The organism is Clostridium sp. CS1-1 (assembly GCF_056135525.1).
This window is the reverse complement of record NZ_CM148680.1, coordinates 2,995,713-3,013,456: the sequence shown is the minus strand read 5'-3', so window position 1 is coordinate 3,013,456 and position 17,744 is coordinate 2,995,713. Positions and strand designations below refer to the sequence as shown.

General features: G+C 33.0%; 15 protein-coding genes. 13 read left to right on the top strand and 2 right to left on the bottom strand.

The window, feature by feature from the left end; all coding sequences use genetic code 11:
• Positions 1-7: 7 nt before the first annotated feature.
• Positions 8-568, bottom strand: a complete 561-nt coding sequence (locus AC0N0V_RS14075) for a nitroreductase family protein (protein ID WP_474458656.1) — start codon at positions 566-568, stop codon at positions 8-10.
• A 343-nt stretch (positions 569-911) separates the two neighbouring features.
• On the opposite strand from AC0N0V_RS14075, the gene AC0N0V_RS14070 reads away from it, so the two are divergent.
• The gene (locus AC0N0V_RS14070) at positions 912-1,202 is read left to right on the top strand and encodes a hypothetical protein (protein WP_474458655.1); all 291 of its coding nucleotides are present in this window, start codon (positions 912-914) and stop codon (positions 1,200-1,202) included.
• 144 nt (positions 1,203-1,346) lie between these two features.
• Entirely contained in the window at positions 1,347-1,592 is a 246-nt protein-coding gene (locus AC0N0V_RS14065) for a DUF3243 family protein (RefSeq protein WP_474458654.1), read from the top strand.
• 97 nt (positions 1,593-1,689) lie between these two features.
• Here the strand turns inward: AC0N0V_RS14065 and AC0N0V_RS14060 are convergent, their stop codons facing one another.
• Positions 1,690-2,835, bottom strand: coding sequence for an NAD(P)/FAD-dependent oxidoreductase (locus tag AC0N0V_RS14060; protein ID WP_474458653.1), 1,146 nt, complete (start codon positions 2,833-2,835; stop codon positions 1,690-1,692).
• Positions 2,836-3,136: 301 nt separating this feature from the next.
• Here AC0N0V_RS14060 and AC0N0V_RS14055 point away from each other — a divergent pair, with 301 nt between their 5' ends.
• The 11 genes from AC0N0V_RS14055 (at position 3,137) to AC0N0V_RS14005 (ending at position 17,676) form a co-directional block, all read left to right on the top strand.
• Entirely contained in the window at positions 3,137-4,084 is a 948-nt protein-coding gene (locus AC0N0V_RS14055; RefSeq protein ID WP_474458652.1) for a polyprenyl synthetase family protein, read from the top strand.
• Positions 4,085-4,433: 349 nt separating this feature from the next.
• Positions 4,434-8,123: a nitrate reductase subunit alpha gene (locus tag AC0N0V_RS14050; RefSeq protein WP_474458650.1), complete on the top strand. Its 3,690-nt coding sequence runs from the start codon at positions 4,434-4,436 to the stop codon at positions 8,121-8,123.
• Positions 8,113-9,579 carry a nitrate reductase subunit beta gene (gene narH, locus AC0N0V_RS14045; RefSeq protein ID WP_474458649.1) on the top strand — a complete coding sequence of 489 codons (1,467 nt, stop codon included), beginning with the start codon at positions 8,113-8,115 and terminating at the stop codon, positions 9,577-9,579. The genes AC0N0V_RS14050 and narH overlap by 11 nt, the downstream gene beginning before the upstream one ends.
• A 14-nt stretch (positions 9,580-9,593) precedes the next feature.
• On the top strand, positions 9,594-10,175 hold the full coding sequence (narJ, locus tag AC0N0V_RS14040; RefSeq protein WP_474458648.1) for a nitrate reductase molybdenum cofactor assembly chaperone: 582 nt from the start codon (positions 9,594-9,596) through the stop codon (positions 10,173-10,175).
• Positions 10,172-10,852 carry a respiratory nitrate reductase subunit gamma gene (gene narI, locus AC0N0V_RS14035; RefSeq protein ID WP_474458647.1) on the top strand — a complete coding sequence of 227 codons (681 nt, stop codon included), beginning with the start codon at positions 10,172-10,174 and terminating at the stop codon, positions 10,850-10,852. Before narJ ends, narI begins: the two co-directional genes overlap by 4 nt.
• Before the next feature lie 23 nt (positions 10,853-10,875).
• Positions 10,876-11,979 carry a hypothetical protein gene (locus AC0N0V_RS14030; RefSeq protein ID WP_474458645.1) on the top strand — a complete coding sequence of 368 codons (1,104 nt, stop codon included), beginning with the start codon at positions 10,876-10,878 and terminating at the stop codon, positions 11,977-11,979.
• Between the two features lie 35 nt (positions 11,980-12,014).
• On the top strand, positions 12,015-12,926 hold the full coding sequence (gene menA / locus AC0N0V_RS14025) for a 1,4-dihydroxy-2-naphthoate octaprenyltransferase (protein WP_474458643.1): 912 nt from the start codon (positions 12,015-12,017) through the stop codon (positions 12,924-12,926).
• 23 nt (positions 12,927-12,949) lie between these two features.
• Positions 12,950-13,570, top strand: a complete 621-nt coding sequence (locus AC0N0V_RS14020; RefSeq protein ID WP_474458642.1) for a lysostaphin resistance A-like protein — start codon at positions 12,950-12,952, stop codon at positions 13,568-13,570.
• Between the two features lie 579 nt (positions 13,571-14,149).
• The gene (locus tag AC0N0V_RS14015) at positions 14,150-14,347 is read left to right on the top strand and encodes a hypothetical protein (RefSeq protein ID WP_474458641.1); all 198 of its coding nucleotides are present in this window, start codon (positions 14,150-14,152) and stop codon (positions 14,345-14,347) included.
• Between the two features lie 347 nt (positions 14,348-14,694).
• Positions 14,695-16,797: a methyl-accepting chemotaxis protein gene (locus tag AC0N0V_RS14010; RefSeq protein WP_474458640.1), complete on the top strand. Its 2,103-nt coding sequence runs from the start codon at positions 14,695-14,697 to the stop codon at positions 16,795-16,797.
• A gap of 234 nt (positions 16,798-17,031) precedes the next feature.
• Complete coding sequence (locus AC0N0V_RS14005) at positions 17,032-17,676, top strand: peroxiredoxin (RefSeq protein WP_474458639.1); 645 nt, start codon at positions 17,032-17,034, stop codon at positions 17,674-17,676.
• Positions 17,677-17,744: the final 68 nt, after the last annotated feature.

The window sequence follows — 17,744 nt, the reverse complement described above, 5'->3', positions numbered from 1 at the left end:
GTAAATCTTATTTTACAATATTTATTGAATTTTCTTTTCTTGGAGCTGGCTTTGGAGTCTCTACTGCACTGTAGCCAAATACACCAGAGCCTATAATAGAATATCCTTCCGGTATGGCTAATTCTTGTAATAGAGACTTACCTTCTTCACTGCTAGATAAGGAAGTCACGCCGTGAATCCAGCAAGAACCGATACCTATTGATGCTCCAGCTAAAAACATATTTTCTAAAGCTAAAGCACAATCGATTTGTGGAGTAATATTTTTATCTAAACCAGATACTAAGATTAAAGTAGGAGCGTTGTAGAATAAATTAAAGTTTGGATTCTTCGCTCTTTCTTCAAAGGCTTTATTACCTGAGTTAAGAAAGATATTTTTGCATGCTTCATTTATTTTTTTTATGATTTCCTTATTTTGTACTGCAGTAATGTGCCAAGATTGTTGGTTCATAGCACTTGGAGCAAACTGGCCAGCCTTAAGTATTTGTTGTAGTTCCTCATCTTTAATTTGTTCTTGTCTATAAGAACGTATACTTCTTCTTTCTAAGATAGTTTTAATTGTTTCATTCATTGATAGTTCCTCCTCGTAAAATTTTAAAAACTTTGCTCTGATAATGTTCTAATAAAATGTTATAGTAATGAATTCCTTTTTACAAGTACGCACCTTTTAGAAACTATACCCTATATTCTCAGGCTATGTATAATTAGTATTTTTATAATCAAAGACATTATTTATGCAGTATTATTATAGTTAGTTTAGGAAGAATTTTTGTTATAATATTTAAGTGCAATTAAAGAAGAGCTTATTTTTTTGTGCGATAGAATTACGTGTTTGATTATCAGGACTTATGTCTACAAAGATTAGATAAATTCTATTAGTAAACTAAGTTATAAAGAAAGGATGAAATAAACTAATGATAGATTATAAGAATGGAATAGAGGAATTGCATCAGGTTAACAAGAAATGGTATCAATTGAAGCAAAAAGAGCAGATATGGATTTCTACCTTACTTAGGGAAAGTTACATTAAGTTTGTCTTGGAAAAGGGAAAAAAGCCAAATAGAGAAGAAAAGGAATTTATTATTGCCTGCGCATACTTGGAGATAAAGGAAAAAGAGATATTGGTATCTGTTAACGAAGTTAGGAAATACTTTGAAAGTAAGATTGAGAAATATGATAGGTCAATTGAGAAAGCGGGATTCTGACTTATATAGCATTTGATGAAATTAGTACTTTTACTAAAAGTTAAATAGAAGATACTAAGTTGATATTTTTTTAGAATATTTACACATACTATTATTGTAATAAGGGAGAATAGAAATGAAATTGTTTTTAAGGAGGTAAAAGTAATGCCAAATTTGAGTAATTGGGATGAATGGAAAGAAACACTTGCGGGTGCAATAAACCTTGGAGAATCTGTGGGTATGTCTGACAAGGCCATTACAAAGGTGGCAGAGAAAGTAGGAACGTACTTAGCTAACAATGTAGAACCTAGAAATGACCAAGAAAGGTTATTAAAAGAAATGTGGGAAGTTGCAGATACTAAAGAAAAAGATACAATAGCCAACCTTATTATAAGAATTTCAGATACCTAGAAGAAAATATCTTCTAATATGAAATGAAAAAGGGATGTTTCATAATGTGTAGATGTGCATTATGAAACATTCCCTTTTCATTATATAACTAAAATTACTATGGTTTTGCAAAAGCATATTTGACAGCAGCATTAAATTCAGTAACTGCATTTTTAACACTATAATTTTTTACACCGCATATTGCATAATGCATAGCTATTCCTTTACGGCCTGTTATTTCTTTTCCCATAACCTCTCCGATACTGGAAATATAAATTGGTATTATCCATCCCATATCAACCGGTTCAAAAGGCTTTTGTTTACCATTATTTATTGCAGCAGCAATGTTACTACCAGCATGTTTTCCAGAGGTATGTGCAAAGTTAACTGCTCTTCTAAGATATCTAGTATCTTTATCTTTAATTGCAGCAGAATCACCAACCGCATAAACTTCAGGATATGCTGGGATCGATAAAAACTCATTTACTATAATTCTTCCATCTGGAAGAGATTCATAGTTTCCGATAGGATTCAAAGAAGATTTTACTCCACTGCACCAGCTGAAAAATACGTCTTTTATAACTTCATCATCCTTTAAAGTCACATTATTTCCATCAAAAGCTACAATTTTATTATCAGTATATAACTTAAAACCTAGTTTGTCGAACACTTCTAGAACATGTTTATGTGACTTTTCAGAAAGCATCGGTAGTATTCTTTTTCCGAGTTCCACAAAAATGACCTTTAAGCTTTTCCCACTTCTTTTACTTAAATCATATAAATTACAACCAAGTTCGATTCCTGTAAAACCCGCTCCAGATATAACTAAAGTAGGAGAATTAGTTTTATCTAGATATTCTTTAAATTTGACATTAATATCCTGTGCTGCTTCTAATGAATCTAAAACACTCACCTTGTCTAAGTTTTGATTAAAACCATAAAAATTTGTTACAGATCCAGAACCAAAAACTAAGTAATCATAACTATAGGATTCTCTATTTGTCTTAATAATTTTTTCGTCAAAGTTTATCTCTGATATTTCTTCGTTTATAAACTTAACAGAGGATGGTATTAGTTTTTCAATATCTCCTGTTATATCTTCACTTTTGAGTCTATCACTACAAACTTCTGGTAAATTAGGAAGCATCGTTGTGTATTTATTTTTATCTATTAAATAGATTTCGTTAGAACCAGAAAGTTCTTTTGCAAGACTATTAGCTGCTCCTAGACCAGCAAACCCACCACCAACTATAAACACTTTCATAATAAAACCTCCCATTACGATTTTTGTAAATTAAGAATAAAATATATTAATAATAACTGAAAAAATATCTTTATTTATAGGTTTTTCAGTTATAGCTTCTATTATACTTAAATTTTTTACAAGAAATTTATTGAATTAATGTCATACAAATTATTGTAAATAATATGTTACAAAATTAATTTAAATTAAATAAATTTAAATTAATTTTGTATGTACAATTCTATATATATGTTATAATGTTCTGTAAATTGACAATCATTATAATAATAAAGGCAGTATATGAGGAAGGAGATAAGTCACATTGGAATATAATAAGTTTATTCGTAACTATGAAGAAGATATATTAGACATAAAAAAAATTATAAGAAAAAATTTGAAGGATAATAATAGTAAAGTTATGAACCTTATGAGTAAATTGCCAGCAGAGGAAGGAAAATTCATTAGATCAATTTTTGTTCTAATAGGAGGAAGCTTTGGAAAAATAGAAAGGCAGAGACTTAAAGGAGTTGCTGCTGCTGTGGAACTGCTTCATCTTGCAACTCTTGTTCATGACGACATAGTTGATGATACAGATTTAAGAAGAGGTAAAGAAACAATACATAAAATGTATAATACAAAATCTGGGTTATTTGCAGGAGACTATCTTTTTTCACAAGCTTATGTGTTATTTTCAAAAAACTGTTCATCACATAGTATAACTGAAGTGTCTGAAACAATTAAATTTATATGTAGATCAGAAATTTATCAATATTTCTCTCTTTACTCTTGTGATTGTACAATTAGAGATTATTTAAGAAAAATAAATGGTAAATGTGCTTCAATGTTTTCGCTTAGCTTATCTATTGGGGCTTATGAAAGCATGGCAGACATACATATTGTAAAAAAACTCAAAGATATCGGATACAATGCAGGCATGGCATTTCAACTGTTAGATGATTTACTTGATATAACTTCAACTACTGAGTTGCTTGGAAAGCCATCAGGAAACGATATTAAACAGGGAGTTTACAATATGCCAATAATATATGAATTGAAAAAAGGAAACCAAGAGTTATTAAAGCTTATTAGAGAAAATAATACTGATAAAGCTATCAATTTGCTTAGAGATTCAGAAGGAGTAAAAAAGTCAAAGGAAGTTGCAGAAAAATATACTAACAAGGCACTAAAATTGATAGAGGAGCTTCCAAATGTAGGTGAAAAGGCAAATCTAAAACTAATAGTAGAAAGAATGTTATCTAGAAATTATTAGTTTAATGCTATATATTTTAAGTTTTTTAGAAAATAAGACTTTGTTAATAGATTTCATAAGATTAAACACTATTAGTTTATTGAATTTTAATAAACTAATAGTGTTTTTATTATATTGAATATAATTACAAAGATACTAGTTAAAAAACTTTTATCATTGTAAATTTCGAGGGATGTTCTTTATTATAAATATACAAATTAATATGCTTAAGTTAATTAGTATATTCTAACAAACATATGGAAAACTATAACTAAAATTCTTATAGCATAATAAAAATTACACTTTAAACAAAGAATAGCTGTAACGAACTATATTCTAAGTTAATTTTTAGAAGATAAAGGAGGAAAAAATGAGTAAAAGGAAAACGCCTTTGTTAGACAGATTAAAATATTTTTCCAAAAGAGAACACCATTCAGAAGATTGGAGTGAAATTTCCCCATACTCTAGGGAACAAGAAAACATTTACCGAAAAAGATGGCAACATGATAAGATAGTTCGCTCTACACATGGAGTTAACTGTACTGGTTCCTGCAGTTGGGATGTGTATGTGAAGGATGGAATAGTAACATGGGAAGTTCAAAGGACGGATTACCCTTCTACAGGTCCTGATATGCCAGAATTTGAGCCAAGAGGATGTCCAAGAGGTGCATGTTTTTCATGGTACATATACAGCCCAATGAGAGTTAAATACCCTTATATACGTAAGACACTACTTGAAATGTGGAAGGAAGCTTTGAAAAGCACACAGGATCCTGTAGCGGCATGGGCGCAAATTGTTGAAAATCCCGAAAAGTCGAAAATGTATAAGGCGGCTAGAGGAAAAGGCGGGTTTGTGCGAGTTTCTCGCGAAGAAGCTCTTACTCTAACCTCAGCTTCAATGTTATATTCAATAAAAAAGTATGGTCCCGATAGGATCGTTGGAGTTTCTCCCATACCAGCTATGTCAATGGTAAGTTACGCTGCAGGCAGTCGTTTTCTATCTTTGATAGGTTCACCACTTATGAGTTTTTATGATTGGTATGCAGACTTACCGCCAGCTTCACCACAAATTTGGGGAGATCAGACAGATGTGCCTGAAAGCAGCGATTGGTACAATTCTAGTTATTTAATGATATGGGGCTCGAACCTTCCGTTAACAAGGACACCAGACGCTCATTTTATGACCGAGGTTCGTTATAGAGGTACAAAAGTAGTGTCAGTAAGTCCGGATTATGCGGAATATGTAAAGTTTGCGGATAACTGGCTGCAGGCGAAACCGGGAACCGATGGTGCATTAGCAATGGCAATGGGGCATGTAATTTTAAAAGAATTTTACATTGACAATAAGACGGAGTATTTCGAGAATTACGTAAAGTCATATAGTGACTTACCATTTTTAATTATACTTAAGCAAAGCAAAAATACATATGTTGCAGATAGATTTCTAAGGGCAAATGATATTGGAAGAATAGTAAGTAATGCAGAATGGAAAACAGTAGTATATGATGATAATTCTCAAAACTTTTCTATTCCTAATGGAAGTTTAGGATTTAGATGGGAGGAAGGCGGTAAATGGAATGTAAATCTCAAGGATTCAGAAAATGACAGTAACATAGATCCAAGGCTTAGTATTTTTGGAGTTCATGATGATATTGTTGAAGTGGAATTTCCATACTTTGGAGAAGAAGGAAAGAGGGTTTTCAGACGTCCAGTACCTATTAAAAGATTTAGTAACGGTAATGAAACATTTATTTTAACTACAGTATATGATCTAACTCTTGCCCACTATGGATTAAGTCATGCACAAACAAATAAAGCTTCAGGGGATTATAACAATCAGGAGCCATACACACCTGCATGGCAAGAGTCAATTACCGGAGTGGATAGAAATCTTGTTATACAGATTGCTCGGGAATTTGCACAAAATGCGATAGATTCTAAAGGCAGATCCATGATTATTATGGGAGCAGGAATTAATCACTGGTATAATTCAGATACTATCTATAGAGCAATTATTAATCTTGTAATGTTAACTGGATGCGAAGGAGTTAATGGTGGCGGATGGGCACATTATGTAGGGCAAGAAAAGCTACGTCCATTAGATGGTTGGGGTACGGTAGCCTTTGCCAAGGATTGGACTGTGCCTCCTAAATTGCAGAATGCCACATCCTTTTATTATTTTGCAACCGAGCAGTGGCGTTACGAAGGAATGAATATGGATGAAACTATCTCACCGACTGTAGAAAAAGCTAGATACAAACATTCAGCTGACTATAATGTTATGGCTGCAAGGTTAGGTTGGCTGCCTTCCTATCCACAGTTTGATAAAAATTCTTTGGAATTATATGATGAAGCTGTAAAATCCGGTGCAAAATCAAACGAAGACGTAGCAAATTACATAGCTCAGCAATTAAAAAGTAAGACCTTAAAATTCTGTATTGAAGATCCAGGTGACGAAAGGAATTTTCCAAGAGTCATGTTTGTCTGGAGAGCAAATCTACTGTCAAGTTCAGGAAAAGGACATGAGTATTTCCTCAAATATCTTTTAGGTGCTGACAGTGGGCTTATGGATGAGGATATAGATAGTGTGCATCCTGAAGAAGTGAAGTGGCGTGAACATGCTGTTGAAGGAAAATTAGACCTTTTAGTAGATATTGATTTTAGGATGTCTGGTACTGGTCTTTATTCTGACGTAATCTTTCCTGCAGCAACCTGGTATGAGAAGTCAGATCTTAGTAGTACTGATATGCATCCTTTTATTCACACATTCAATCCAGCTGTTCCACCACAGTGGGAGTCGCAATCAGACTGGGAATTCTTTAGAGAGCTAGCTAAAGTTTTCTCGCAAATGGCAGAAACACAGTTTAGCGGACCTGTAACGGATGTATATGCTACTCCGTTATCTCATGATTCAGCAGATGAGATGGCTCAGCCTTTTGGCCAAGTAAGCGATTGGAGTAAAGGAAACGCTAACCCAATGCCTGGTAAGAATATGCCTAGGATTCAAGTGGTTAAGAGGGATTACTCTACCATTTATGATAAAATGATTTCTCTTGGGCCAATACTTAAGGAAAAACCAATTACAACTAAAGGTGTTAGTATTCAAGTTGCGGATGAATATGAGAAACTAAAGAATATGCTTGGAACCATTAATAAGGAAGGCGTTGCGAAAGGATGCCCTGACATTAGCACTGATAGAAATACTTCAGAGGTTATCCTTATGCTTTCTTCAACAACAAATGGAACTCTTGCTGTAAGGGGATGGGAGGATGTTGAGAAAAGAACATCACTTGAACTAAAAGAATATGCCATAGAACGTGCTGAAGAAAGGTTTACATTTGAGGAAGTAACTGCACGGCCAAAAACAGTAATCACTTCTCCGATATTTACTGGCTCCGAAAAAGGAGGAAGAAGATATTCCGCGTTTACTACCAATGTTGAAAAGAGGATACCGTGGCATACTCTTACCGGAAGGCAGCATTTCTATTTGGATCATGAAATGATGCTAGAGTTTGGAGAGGGGCTAGCGATTTTTAAACCTCCACTAAAGCATAGCCCTTTTGGAACCACAGGTACTCGACCTAAGAGTCGTGGCAAAGAAATTACAGTGAATTATTTAACGCCTCATAATAAATGGTCGATTCATACAACATATTTTGATACTCCTCACATGTTAACCTTATTCAGGGGTGGACCAACAATATGGATAAATATTGATGATGCTAAAGAAGGCGATATAAAAGATAATGACTGGATTGAATGTTTCAATAGACACGGAGTAGTTGTTGCAAGAGCAGTTGTTAGCCATAGAATACCAAGAGGAAATGTTTTCATGCATCATGCTCAAGATAGAACAATTAATGTACCGGGAACACCGATGACAGATACTCGTGGTGGTACACACAATAGCCCTACTCGTATCTATATGAAACCAACTCATATGATTGGTGGTTATGGCCAATTAAGTTATGATTTTAACTATTATGGAACTACTGGTTGTCAGAGGGATTTGAGCGTTGTTATAAGGAAGTTATTGGAGGTTGATTGGTATGAAGATTAAGGCACAAATGGCCATGATTATGAACCTTGACAAATGTATTGGATGTCATACATGTAGTGTTACTTGTAAAAATGTGTGGACCAATCGTCAAGGTGCAGAGCATATGTGGTGGAACAATGTAGAAACAAAGCCAGGTATAGGTTATCCTAAAGAATGGGAAAATCAAGATAAGCATAAAGGTGGCTGGAGACTTACAAATGGAAAGCTTAATCTAAGGGCGGGACAGCGTCTGGGTATACTTGGTAAAACCTTTTATAATCCTAATCTTCCTACCATTGACGATTACTATGAGCCATGGAGCTATGAGTATAAAAAGCTCGTTGATAGTCCAGAAAAAAAATATCAGCCTGTTGCGCGTCCTGTGTCTGCAGTAAGTGGTGAGCACATGGAGATTAAATGGGGACCCAACTGGGAGGATGACCTGGCAGGAGTCTATGACACTGGAAAAGCAGATTATAATATGGAAGGGGTAGATGAAGCTGTACTTAGTGAATTTAAAAAAGTATTTATGATGTATCTACCAAGAATTTGTGAGCATTGTCTTAATCCATCTTGTGTCGCATCCTGCCCTTCTGGGGCAATATATAAAAGGAATGAAGATGGTATAGTCGTGGTAGATCAAGATATATGCCGCGGATGGAGACTTTGTGTATCTGGTTGCCCGTATAAAAAGACTTATTACAACTGGAATTCTTATAAGGCTGATAAATGTATATTTTGTTTCCCAAGGATAGAAGCAGGGTTACCTACCATATGTTCTGAAAGCTGTGTTGGGCGTATAAGATATATAGGATTAATACTGTATGATGCAGATCGTGTAAAAGAAGCTGCATCAGCTGAACATAATAGTAAGGTCTATGGTGCTCATCTTGATGTTATTCTTGACCCAAAGAATGAGGATGTAATTAATCAGGCAAAGAAAGATGGCATACCTGATCATTGGATTGAAGCTGCGCAGATATCTCCTATATATAGCTTGGCTGTAAAGTGGAAAATAGCACTTCCGCCACATGCAGAATATAGGACGCTACCAATGGTATGGTATATACCACCTCTTAGTCCGATTGTAAGTGTACTTGAAAGCAAAGGAGCTTCCAGCGATCAAGGCATTTTTACTGCTATTGAAGATATGCGTATTCCAATTCAGTACTTAGCTAATTTGCTTTCATCAGGAGATACTGAAATTATACGAAATGTGCTTAAAAAGATAGCTGCTATGAGATACCATATGAGAGCAGTAAATCTTGGGAAAGATACTGATGAAGCACTGCTTGCTGAAAATGGTTTAACAAAAGAATCCGCAGAGGAATTATATAGACTGCTTGCTATTGCTAAATATAGAGATAGATTTGTTATACCAGCAGCTCATAGAGAGAATTCAGAAAACCTATTTCATGAACAAGGAAGCTGTGGCCTAGATCTTATAAATAACCCGGGACCTAGTCTGGATATTTGATAGGAGGAATGAGTATGAATAAGGAAAATGAACGAAAGATTTTTTTAATAGCTTCTTTTTTATTGCAATATCCAGATGATGACTGGTATGAATTACTTGAGGAGATTGAAGCAGAGGCATTAGAAATGAAAGATGAAAGTTATGTTGAACACATTTTGGAGTTTCTAAAATGTGTTAAGCAGACTAATAAACTGGATTTAGCAGAACTATATGTAGAAACTTTTGATTTATCAAAGAAAACAAACCTTTATTTAACATATTACTCTTTAGAGGAAAAGCAGGAGCGAGGGTTAGCACTGCTTAAGTTAAAGCGAAAATATGAAGAAGCTGGATTTATGATGGAAACTAGTGAACTTCCAGATTTTTTACCAGTGGTGTTGGAATTTACAGCTGCTACTCAGAGAAAAGATATGCTGGAAAATTACAGAACTGCTATAGAAGAAATTTTTAATAATTTATCTAAAGAAAACAATCCATACTTATATATTCTAAAATCTATATTACTGGTTGTTATGGATGCAAAGGATGACTCAGCGATTCTTCATAAGTTAGATAAGCAGATTGATTATGTCTCAGTAGGAGGTGTAATTATATGACCTTTATGGATCAGTTTCTATGGGTAATATATCCTTACATTGTAATTGCAGTGTTTATCCTTGGATTAGTTTTACGATATAATACAGACCAACGAGGATGGTCCTCAAAATCCAGTGAGCTGCTTGAAAAGAGTTTACTAAAATGGGGAAGCTTACTATTTCATATAGGGATTATATTTGCATTTTTCGGTCATGTAGCAGGAATTTTAGTGCCACTTGGGCTCTATAGAATGCTTCTTGTGCCTGATGAAGTATACCATCTTATGGCTGTTGCGGCAGGAGGGCCAGCTGGAATAGCAGTAACAATAGGACTAATAATCCTTTTATATCGTCGTTTACTAATTAAGAGAATCAGAATAACAAGCAGCACCAGTGATATAGTTTCAGTAGTGATTTTATTTTTGGTTGTAATACTAGGGATGGCAGCAACGATTTTTAATGCCCAGGCCCATTCTGACTTTGATTATAGAACAACTATTGGACCGTGGTTCAGAGGACTTTTCACCTTTACACCAGATGCTTCTTTAATGGCCCAGGTGCCATTGGTATTTAAAATCCACGTAATTTCGGCCTTTACCTTTTTTGCAATTATGCCATTTACTAGAATGGTACACATACTCAGTCAACCAATAACCTATCTTACTCGTAGTTATATTGTGTACCGCAAGAGAGTTTGAAACAATCTTTTGGGAGGCTTGTGATGCTAAATCCTATAATTCTATTTATCTTATTATTTTGTATATTTGTTGTTATCAAGATACTGTTTTTAACTAAATCACCTTCTGATACGGCTGCAGGGGCAATAGTAATGGCATGTGGAATAGTCATCAATGGCCCAATGAAAAATATTCATTTTATAGAAAGCAAAGGCGGCGAGATTGCTGCAATGATGCTATTTTTGCTGTGGATATTCATTGGGGCCTCCCTTTTAAATTCAGTTTTTCAAAAAACTTTTAATGATAGACATTTAAAAAATCCTATTAAAAGTTTTGCAATTGGAACATGGGTAGCAGGAACCTCAGTCTGCGGCATTGCTATATATCAAAGGTTGCCATGGCTTACAACCTTTGCTCGATTTTTATTTTTTGTTAATACAATTTTATGGCTATACTATCTAAGTATTTTCATAAAGGGTTATAAGAGAATATTTAATAACCATTTGTATAATAAAGTGCATGGTGTTCTTTTGTTATCTACAGTTAGCACACAGTCTATAGTTGTATTTGGAAGTTCAGTATTTGGCAGTAGATTTCCTGTTATAGTCAGTCAAATCCTTATATCATTAGGTATCATTTTTTATGTTATAGCTTTTATTTTGATTATAAAGAGATATCTATTTGATGAGGCATGGTGTGTTGAAGATGATTGGCAAAACACCAATTGTATACTTCATGGAGCTATGTCTATAACTGGTCTTGCAAGTGCAGTTTCAGGTGCTATAAACTTTTATATAACTCTTGGAATCTGGATTTGGGTGTTGATTTGGTTTGTAATAGTGGAAATTATTGAATTATATAGAGCATGGAAGCGAATTAATAAATATGGATTTGTAGATGGATTAGTAATCTATGATGTAACTCAATGGTCTAGAGTGTTTACATTCGGCATGTTATATACCTTTACAATGAAATTTAATTTAACAAATTCAAGGCTTCCAAGTGATTTTCTTATCAGTATTCATAGGCTTATTTTACAGTATGGGCTGTGGGTAGTGGTTTGTGTGATAACAGCTGAGGGGTTACTGTTTTTGAGGCATGAAGTAATAACTAGAATAAAAGCCCAAGGGAAAGACAATTATAGATAACATATTGTCTATTTATAAAAGAATTTTCAAAGAAGGTGAATAGTTTGGTAAAAGAAAAGTTGAAAATCTGGATTAGGGCTGTAAGACCATTTTCATATTCTGCGTCCATTATTCCTGTAATTCTAGGAGGGGTTATGGCAATCGGAGAAGGGCAATTTTATTTCCAATATTTTATTTTGTCATTAGTTGCAATAATATTAATACATTCCGGTGCTAATTTAGTTAATGATAGCGAGGACTTCATAAATAAAGTAGATACAAAGGACTCCTTTGGGTCTAGTGGAGTAATACTTGAAAATTTATTGACATCAGGCCAAGTGTTTTCAGTAGGAGTTATTTTATTACTAATTGGCTCTTTAGTAGGTTTATTTTTATCTTATGAAAAAGGTTTAGTAATATTATTTTTAGAGATTATAGGAGCATTAGGTGGATACTTTTATACTGCAAGGCCCTTTAAGTTAAAATATAAGGGCTTGGGGATTCCACTAATTTTTTTGCTATTTGGACCGCTTCCAGTTATAGGATCCTATTATGTTCAAACGGGAAGAATCAGTATTCAGGCGTTTTTAGTATCTATCCCTATAGGGCTATTAACCTCTGCTATATTACACGCTAATGATATTAGGGATATTTACCATGATAGTAAAGCAGGTATAAAAACCTTATCTATAGTAATTGGAAAAGATGCTGCAAAAAAGCTTTATTATTATTTCTTAATTTTAGCTTATTTATCAATATTTATTATGAGCATTTATAAAATTGTTCCACTGTTAAGCCTTATAGTTTTAATTACTATTCCCATTTCCTATAAAAATATAAAAAAGTTATATGGGTCAGATGAATTAAATTCAAATATAAAGGTTCTTGATCAAGACACAGCTAAACTGCAAGCTCAGTTTGGAGGCTTGCTTATTATTTCAATAATTATTAGCTTTATTCACAGTTAAGAAGTCCGCTGGGAGGAAAAAAATTGAGTAATAATTACTACAAATATTCTTTAATTACAGTATTAATTGCATCAATTCTATGGTATGCAATGTTTGTAATAAAACCTATAAATTTCTGGATAGAAATGAGTTTGTCAATTCTTATTTTAATATTGATGGCTGTAATTATAAGAAAAGATACATTGAATATTGGAAGAGTAAGCATTAGACACATAGTAATAGGTATTCTATCAGCAATAGCTTTATATGCAATATTTTATATAGGTAATATTTTATCTGATTATGTAATACCTTTTAAGGATTCTCAAGTATTATCTGTTTATAGTAATAAATCTCAAGGGAGTATTAAACTTATCGGATTGTTACTATTCTTTATCATTGGGCCAGGTGAAGAGATTTATTGGAGAGGTTTTATACAAAAGACATTTTCAGAAAAATTTGGAGAGAATAAAGGTTATGTTGTAGCTAGTACATTGTATGCAGCGGTACATATATTAACTGGGAATCTTATGTTAATTATTGCTGCTTTAGTCTGTGGGATTTACTGGGGATGGATTTATAAAGTAGAAAAAAGTCTTGTTCCTGCAATAATATCTCACTCTATTTGGGATTTAACTATATTTGTGTTACTGCCATTAGTATAAAAAATAAGTTTTACTTCACATTATGAGTCTTCTAAAAAAAATATATATTGCATAAAAAATATTTAATTTAAAATTTCTCTGAATACTCCATTTAGTGTACTAACTAAATTGCAGCTTAGTAGCTTAGTATATTATATCTTAATGAGCGTGGTTAAAGTGAAAGGTTTTACTTATTATAAACAGAGTTCTTGGCATCAGATGGAGTTTTAACTCCACCTGATGCTTAGAAATCGTTATCCAGGGACGTAGCCGCTCGAAACGTACTCTTGTAGAAAAGCAGAGAGTCAAAATCTCTGATTTGGTGCCAATCGCTTTCACAGAGTGCGAGGGAGTATTAGAGCGGGTAGTCATCGGATAAAGAGTAGTAAAATTAGTGAAAAGTAGCATAACTAGTAAGCAATAAAATATATTATTATATAAAGTGAAACTTGAATCAGATGGGGTTTTAACCCCACCTGATTCTTAGTTGAACCAATCCAGGGACGCAGCCGCTCGAAACGTACTGATTAAAGAACAGGGAGTATTAGAGCGGTTAGTCATCGGATAAATAAGGCAACTTTAATTTATGGAGGTGCTAGTATGTCTACTGAAGATCTAAGGGACAAACATGGACGTCTACTTGGAAAAATAAAGGAAGTTAACGGAGAGTATGTATTAAGAGATGCAAACGGAAGGCTAGTCGGAAAGTACAATCCTAAAATAAATGTTACTACAGACAAGAATGGAAAGTTAATTGGAAGAGGGAATTTATTAGCTTCGCTTTTAGGTAATAAATAAAGCAATGAGACAGTAAAAAGTTCTAGGTAAACTATTACTTTATCTTATGGCAAATCTAAGTGGTTTTAATATTATGAGTTTTGGATAAAAAGGTTTCAAGGAAAACTAGCTTCCTTGAAACCTTTTTATTTATCCACGTTTCTTTAAAAATATAAGTTACACATCAAATATAAATAATTATAAAAATATTAATGAAATTAAAAATAATTATCAAAAATAGACAAGAATAATATTTACTTTAGTCTAAATATAATTTAATATGTTGAATTAGGTAAATGCATAAATTAAGTAACTTTTAACAATTTATTAATATAATGAACTATACAACAAATTGCAGGAGTGGAATTATGATGAAAAATAAGGCAAGAGGTAGAAAAGGAATTGGTTTTAAAATAACAGTTGCTATTTTTTTATGCTGTGTTTTAATATCTCTTATTGTAGGAGGATCAATTATAATTAACAGTAGGAAGATAGTGGAAGAAGATTCTAAAAGAGAACTATTATTATCAACTGAGAACAAGGCGGAAAAGTTTAATTCGACTATCTTAAATGTACAGAGTACAGTCCAGAATTTGGCCACTACAATGTCGGCCGACATTGATTTAGCTAAAATCAAAGAAAGTCCAAGCTATATAAAGGACTATCAAAGCAGTATACAAAGCGTTGTTAAGAAATTTGGTGAAACGACCCAAGGTGATATGAGCGTATATTTTTATGTAAACCCTGAACTTACAGGTGGAGTATACGGTGCTTGGTATGCAGATAAGCAAAATAATAAGACCTTTGAGCAACAGCCTTTAGGGGAATTAGAAGAGTTTAGTCCTGAAAATAAGGATTTAAAATGGTACTATAAGCCTGCAAAATCGGGGAAGGCAGAATGGCTTGAACCATATGTAGATCCAGATTTGAAAATTTTCATGATTTCATATGTAGTTCCAGTTTATAAGGATCAAGTTTTAATTGGAGTTGCAGGAATGGATATAGACTTTAATTATTTTAAAAAGACAATAAGTGAAACAAAGATGTATAGAACTGGATACGCAACGTTGCTTGATAAGGACTACAATATATTGACTCATCCCAATTTGAAACAAGGAGATAACCTATCTAAAATAGTAAATGATTCTTTAAAAGATGCAGTAAATTCTATGAAAAACAATCAATCAGGAATATTTGAGTACAAAGAAAATGAAGAAAGTAAAGTGCTGTCATATGCTCATGTAGCCAATGGTAATATAGTGGCAATTGTTGCTCCTAGGAGTGAAATATTAGAAAAAACAAATAGTCTAATAGTATTAGCATTGGGGTTAGTTACAGTAAGTATTATTATAGCAATTGGAATTGCATTAATAATTTCAAAAGTAATTGCTAATCCAATCACGAAAGTTACCAAACTTATAGATAAAACATCAAACTTGGATTTATCATATGATGAGAGTTATAGAAACTTATTTAAACAAGAAGATGAAACAGGAACTATGGCAAAGGCTGTACATGAGATGAGAGAGCGATTGAGAGATATGGTATTAGGTATACAGCAGGATGCTATAAATACATCAGAACATGCTGAGGATTTAGTAAAGGTAACAGGAGAAGTGTCTCATTCTATAGATGGTGTGTTAAGAGCAACAGAAGAGTTAGCGGTTGGGGCTTCAGAACAAGCAATGGTAACTCAAGGAGGATTGGAAAAACTTCTAAATTTAGCTGATGAAATTAATATCATTGCAAATAGTACTAGCCTAGTAAAAGAGAATGTAAATAAAGCAAATGAGGTAAGTAAAGAGGTTGGCAGCTCTATTGAGATATTGCAAAATAAATTTGAACTAAATAATAAAGTTTCTAAGGAATTAACCTTAAATATAGATTTATTATTAGGAAAATCAAACTCTATTGGTAAGATTATTAATGCTATTAAATACATTGCAGACCAAACTAATTTATTAGCATTGAATGCTGCAATTGAAGCTGCAAGAGCAGGTGAACATGGAAGAGGCTTTTCTGTTGTTGCCGAAGAAATAAGAAAACTTTCTAATCAGACAACGAGTTCGACAAAGGAGATAGAACTAATTATAGATGCACTTCAGATTGATATTAGTAATGTAAAGAATAAGATTGATAATTCTAATATGATTATTGATGAATCTAATAATGCATTAAAAAATACTAGTAACTGCATTAAGTTAATTGATGATTCAGTTAAAAATACCTTTTTACACATTAACCAGTTAATTGAAAGCATCTCCAAAGTAGACAAAAATAAAAATGGTGTGGTTACTTCAATTGAGGAAATATCATCAATTATAGAAGAGTCAGCTTCTGCAACAGAAGAGGTATCAGCATCACTAGAAACTCAAACAGCAACAATTAAACGTGTATCAGTAATTGCGGATGAACTGAAGGTAATAGTAGCAAAATTAGAGGCAATGGTAAAGGAATTTAAAGTAACTTAAAGTTTTCAATTTTTCAATATTAATAATCTTTGTTAAAAATACGAATTGGTGTTTAGGAAAGCAAATATCAGCTTATTCATAGTTTGATATTTGCTTATTTTTTATATCTTATTAATTATGATTAATTATGAAAGAAATATATTTAGTACGAATAACTACAAAGGAAAATAGGAATTATTAATATGTAATAGGAAAAATATAAGTTATTATTAAGTTCTAGAGAGGTGGATTATTATGGAGAACTTCTATTCAATACCAGTAGGATCTGAGAATGAATATTTAAATCCATTTCATCCTGCGTGGGGTAAGTTTGGCGATTATTTTAATTTGGATGATATTGCCCCTAATTTTACATTAGATGGCATAGTCAATAATAAGGAAGAGAAAGTATCATTATCTGATTATAAAGGCAAATGGGTAGTTCTATTTTTTTATGGATCAGATTTCTCGTTTGTATGACCAACGGAACTTGCGGCAGTTGCCAATCAACATGATAAATTCGTAAGTTTAAACTGTGAGATTTTGGCCATAAGCACTGATAGCATGCTTTCTCATAAAATTTTCATGGAAACATCTCCTTCGGCTAAGAAAGTGAATTACCCTTTGATATCTGATAGAAATCTAGAAATATGTAAAAAATATGGGGTACTAAATGAAAAGTATGGATATGCATATAGAGCTACATTTATCATAGATACAGAAGGCATTATAAATAGTTTTTCAGTCTATCCGGATTCTGTTGGTAGAAATATTAATGAAGTATTAAGACTTCTAGAAGGACTTCAATATTGTAAAAAAACTAATTTGGGGGCACAAAGTGGATGGGAACCTGGTAATAACGGAATAGAAACAGGGTGGGACTATATTGGTAAATACTAGGTTTTACTCTATAAAGAAACTTAATTTGTCAAAGAAGAAGCAATTGCTGTATGAAGTAAAATAGTTAA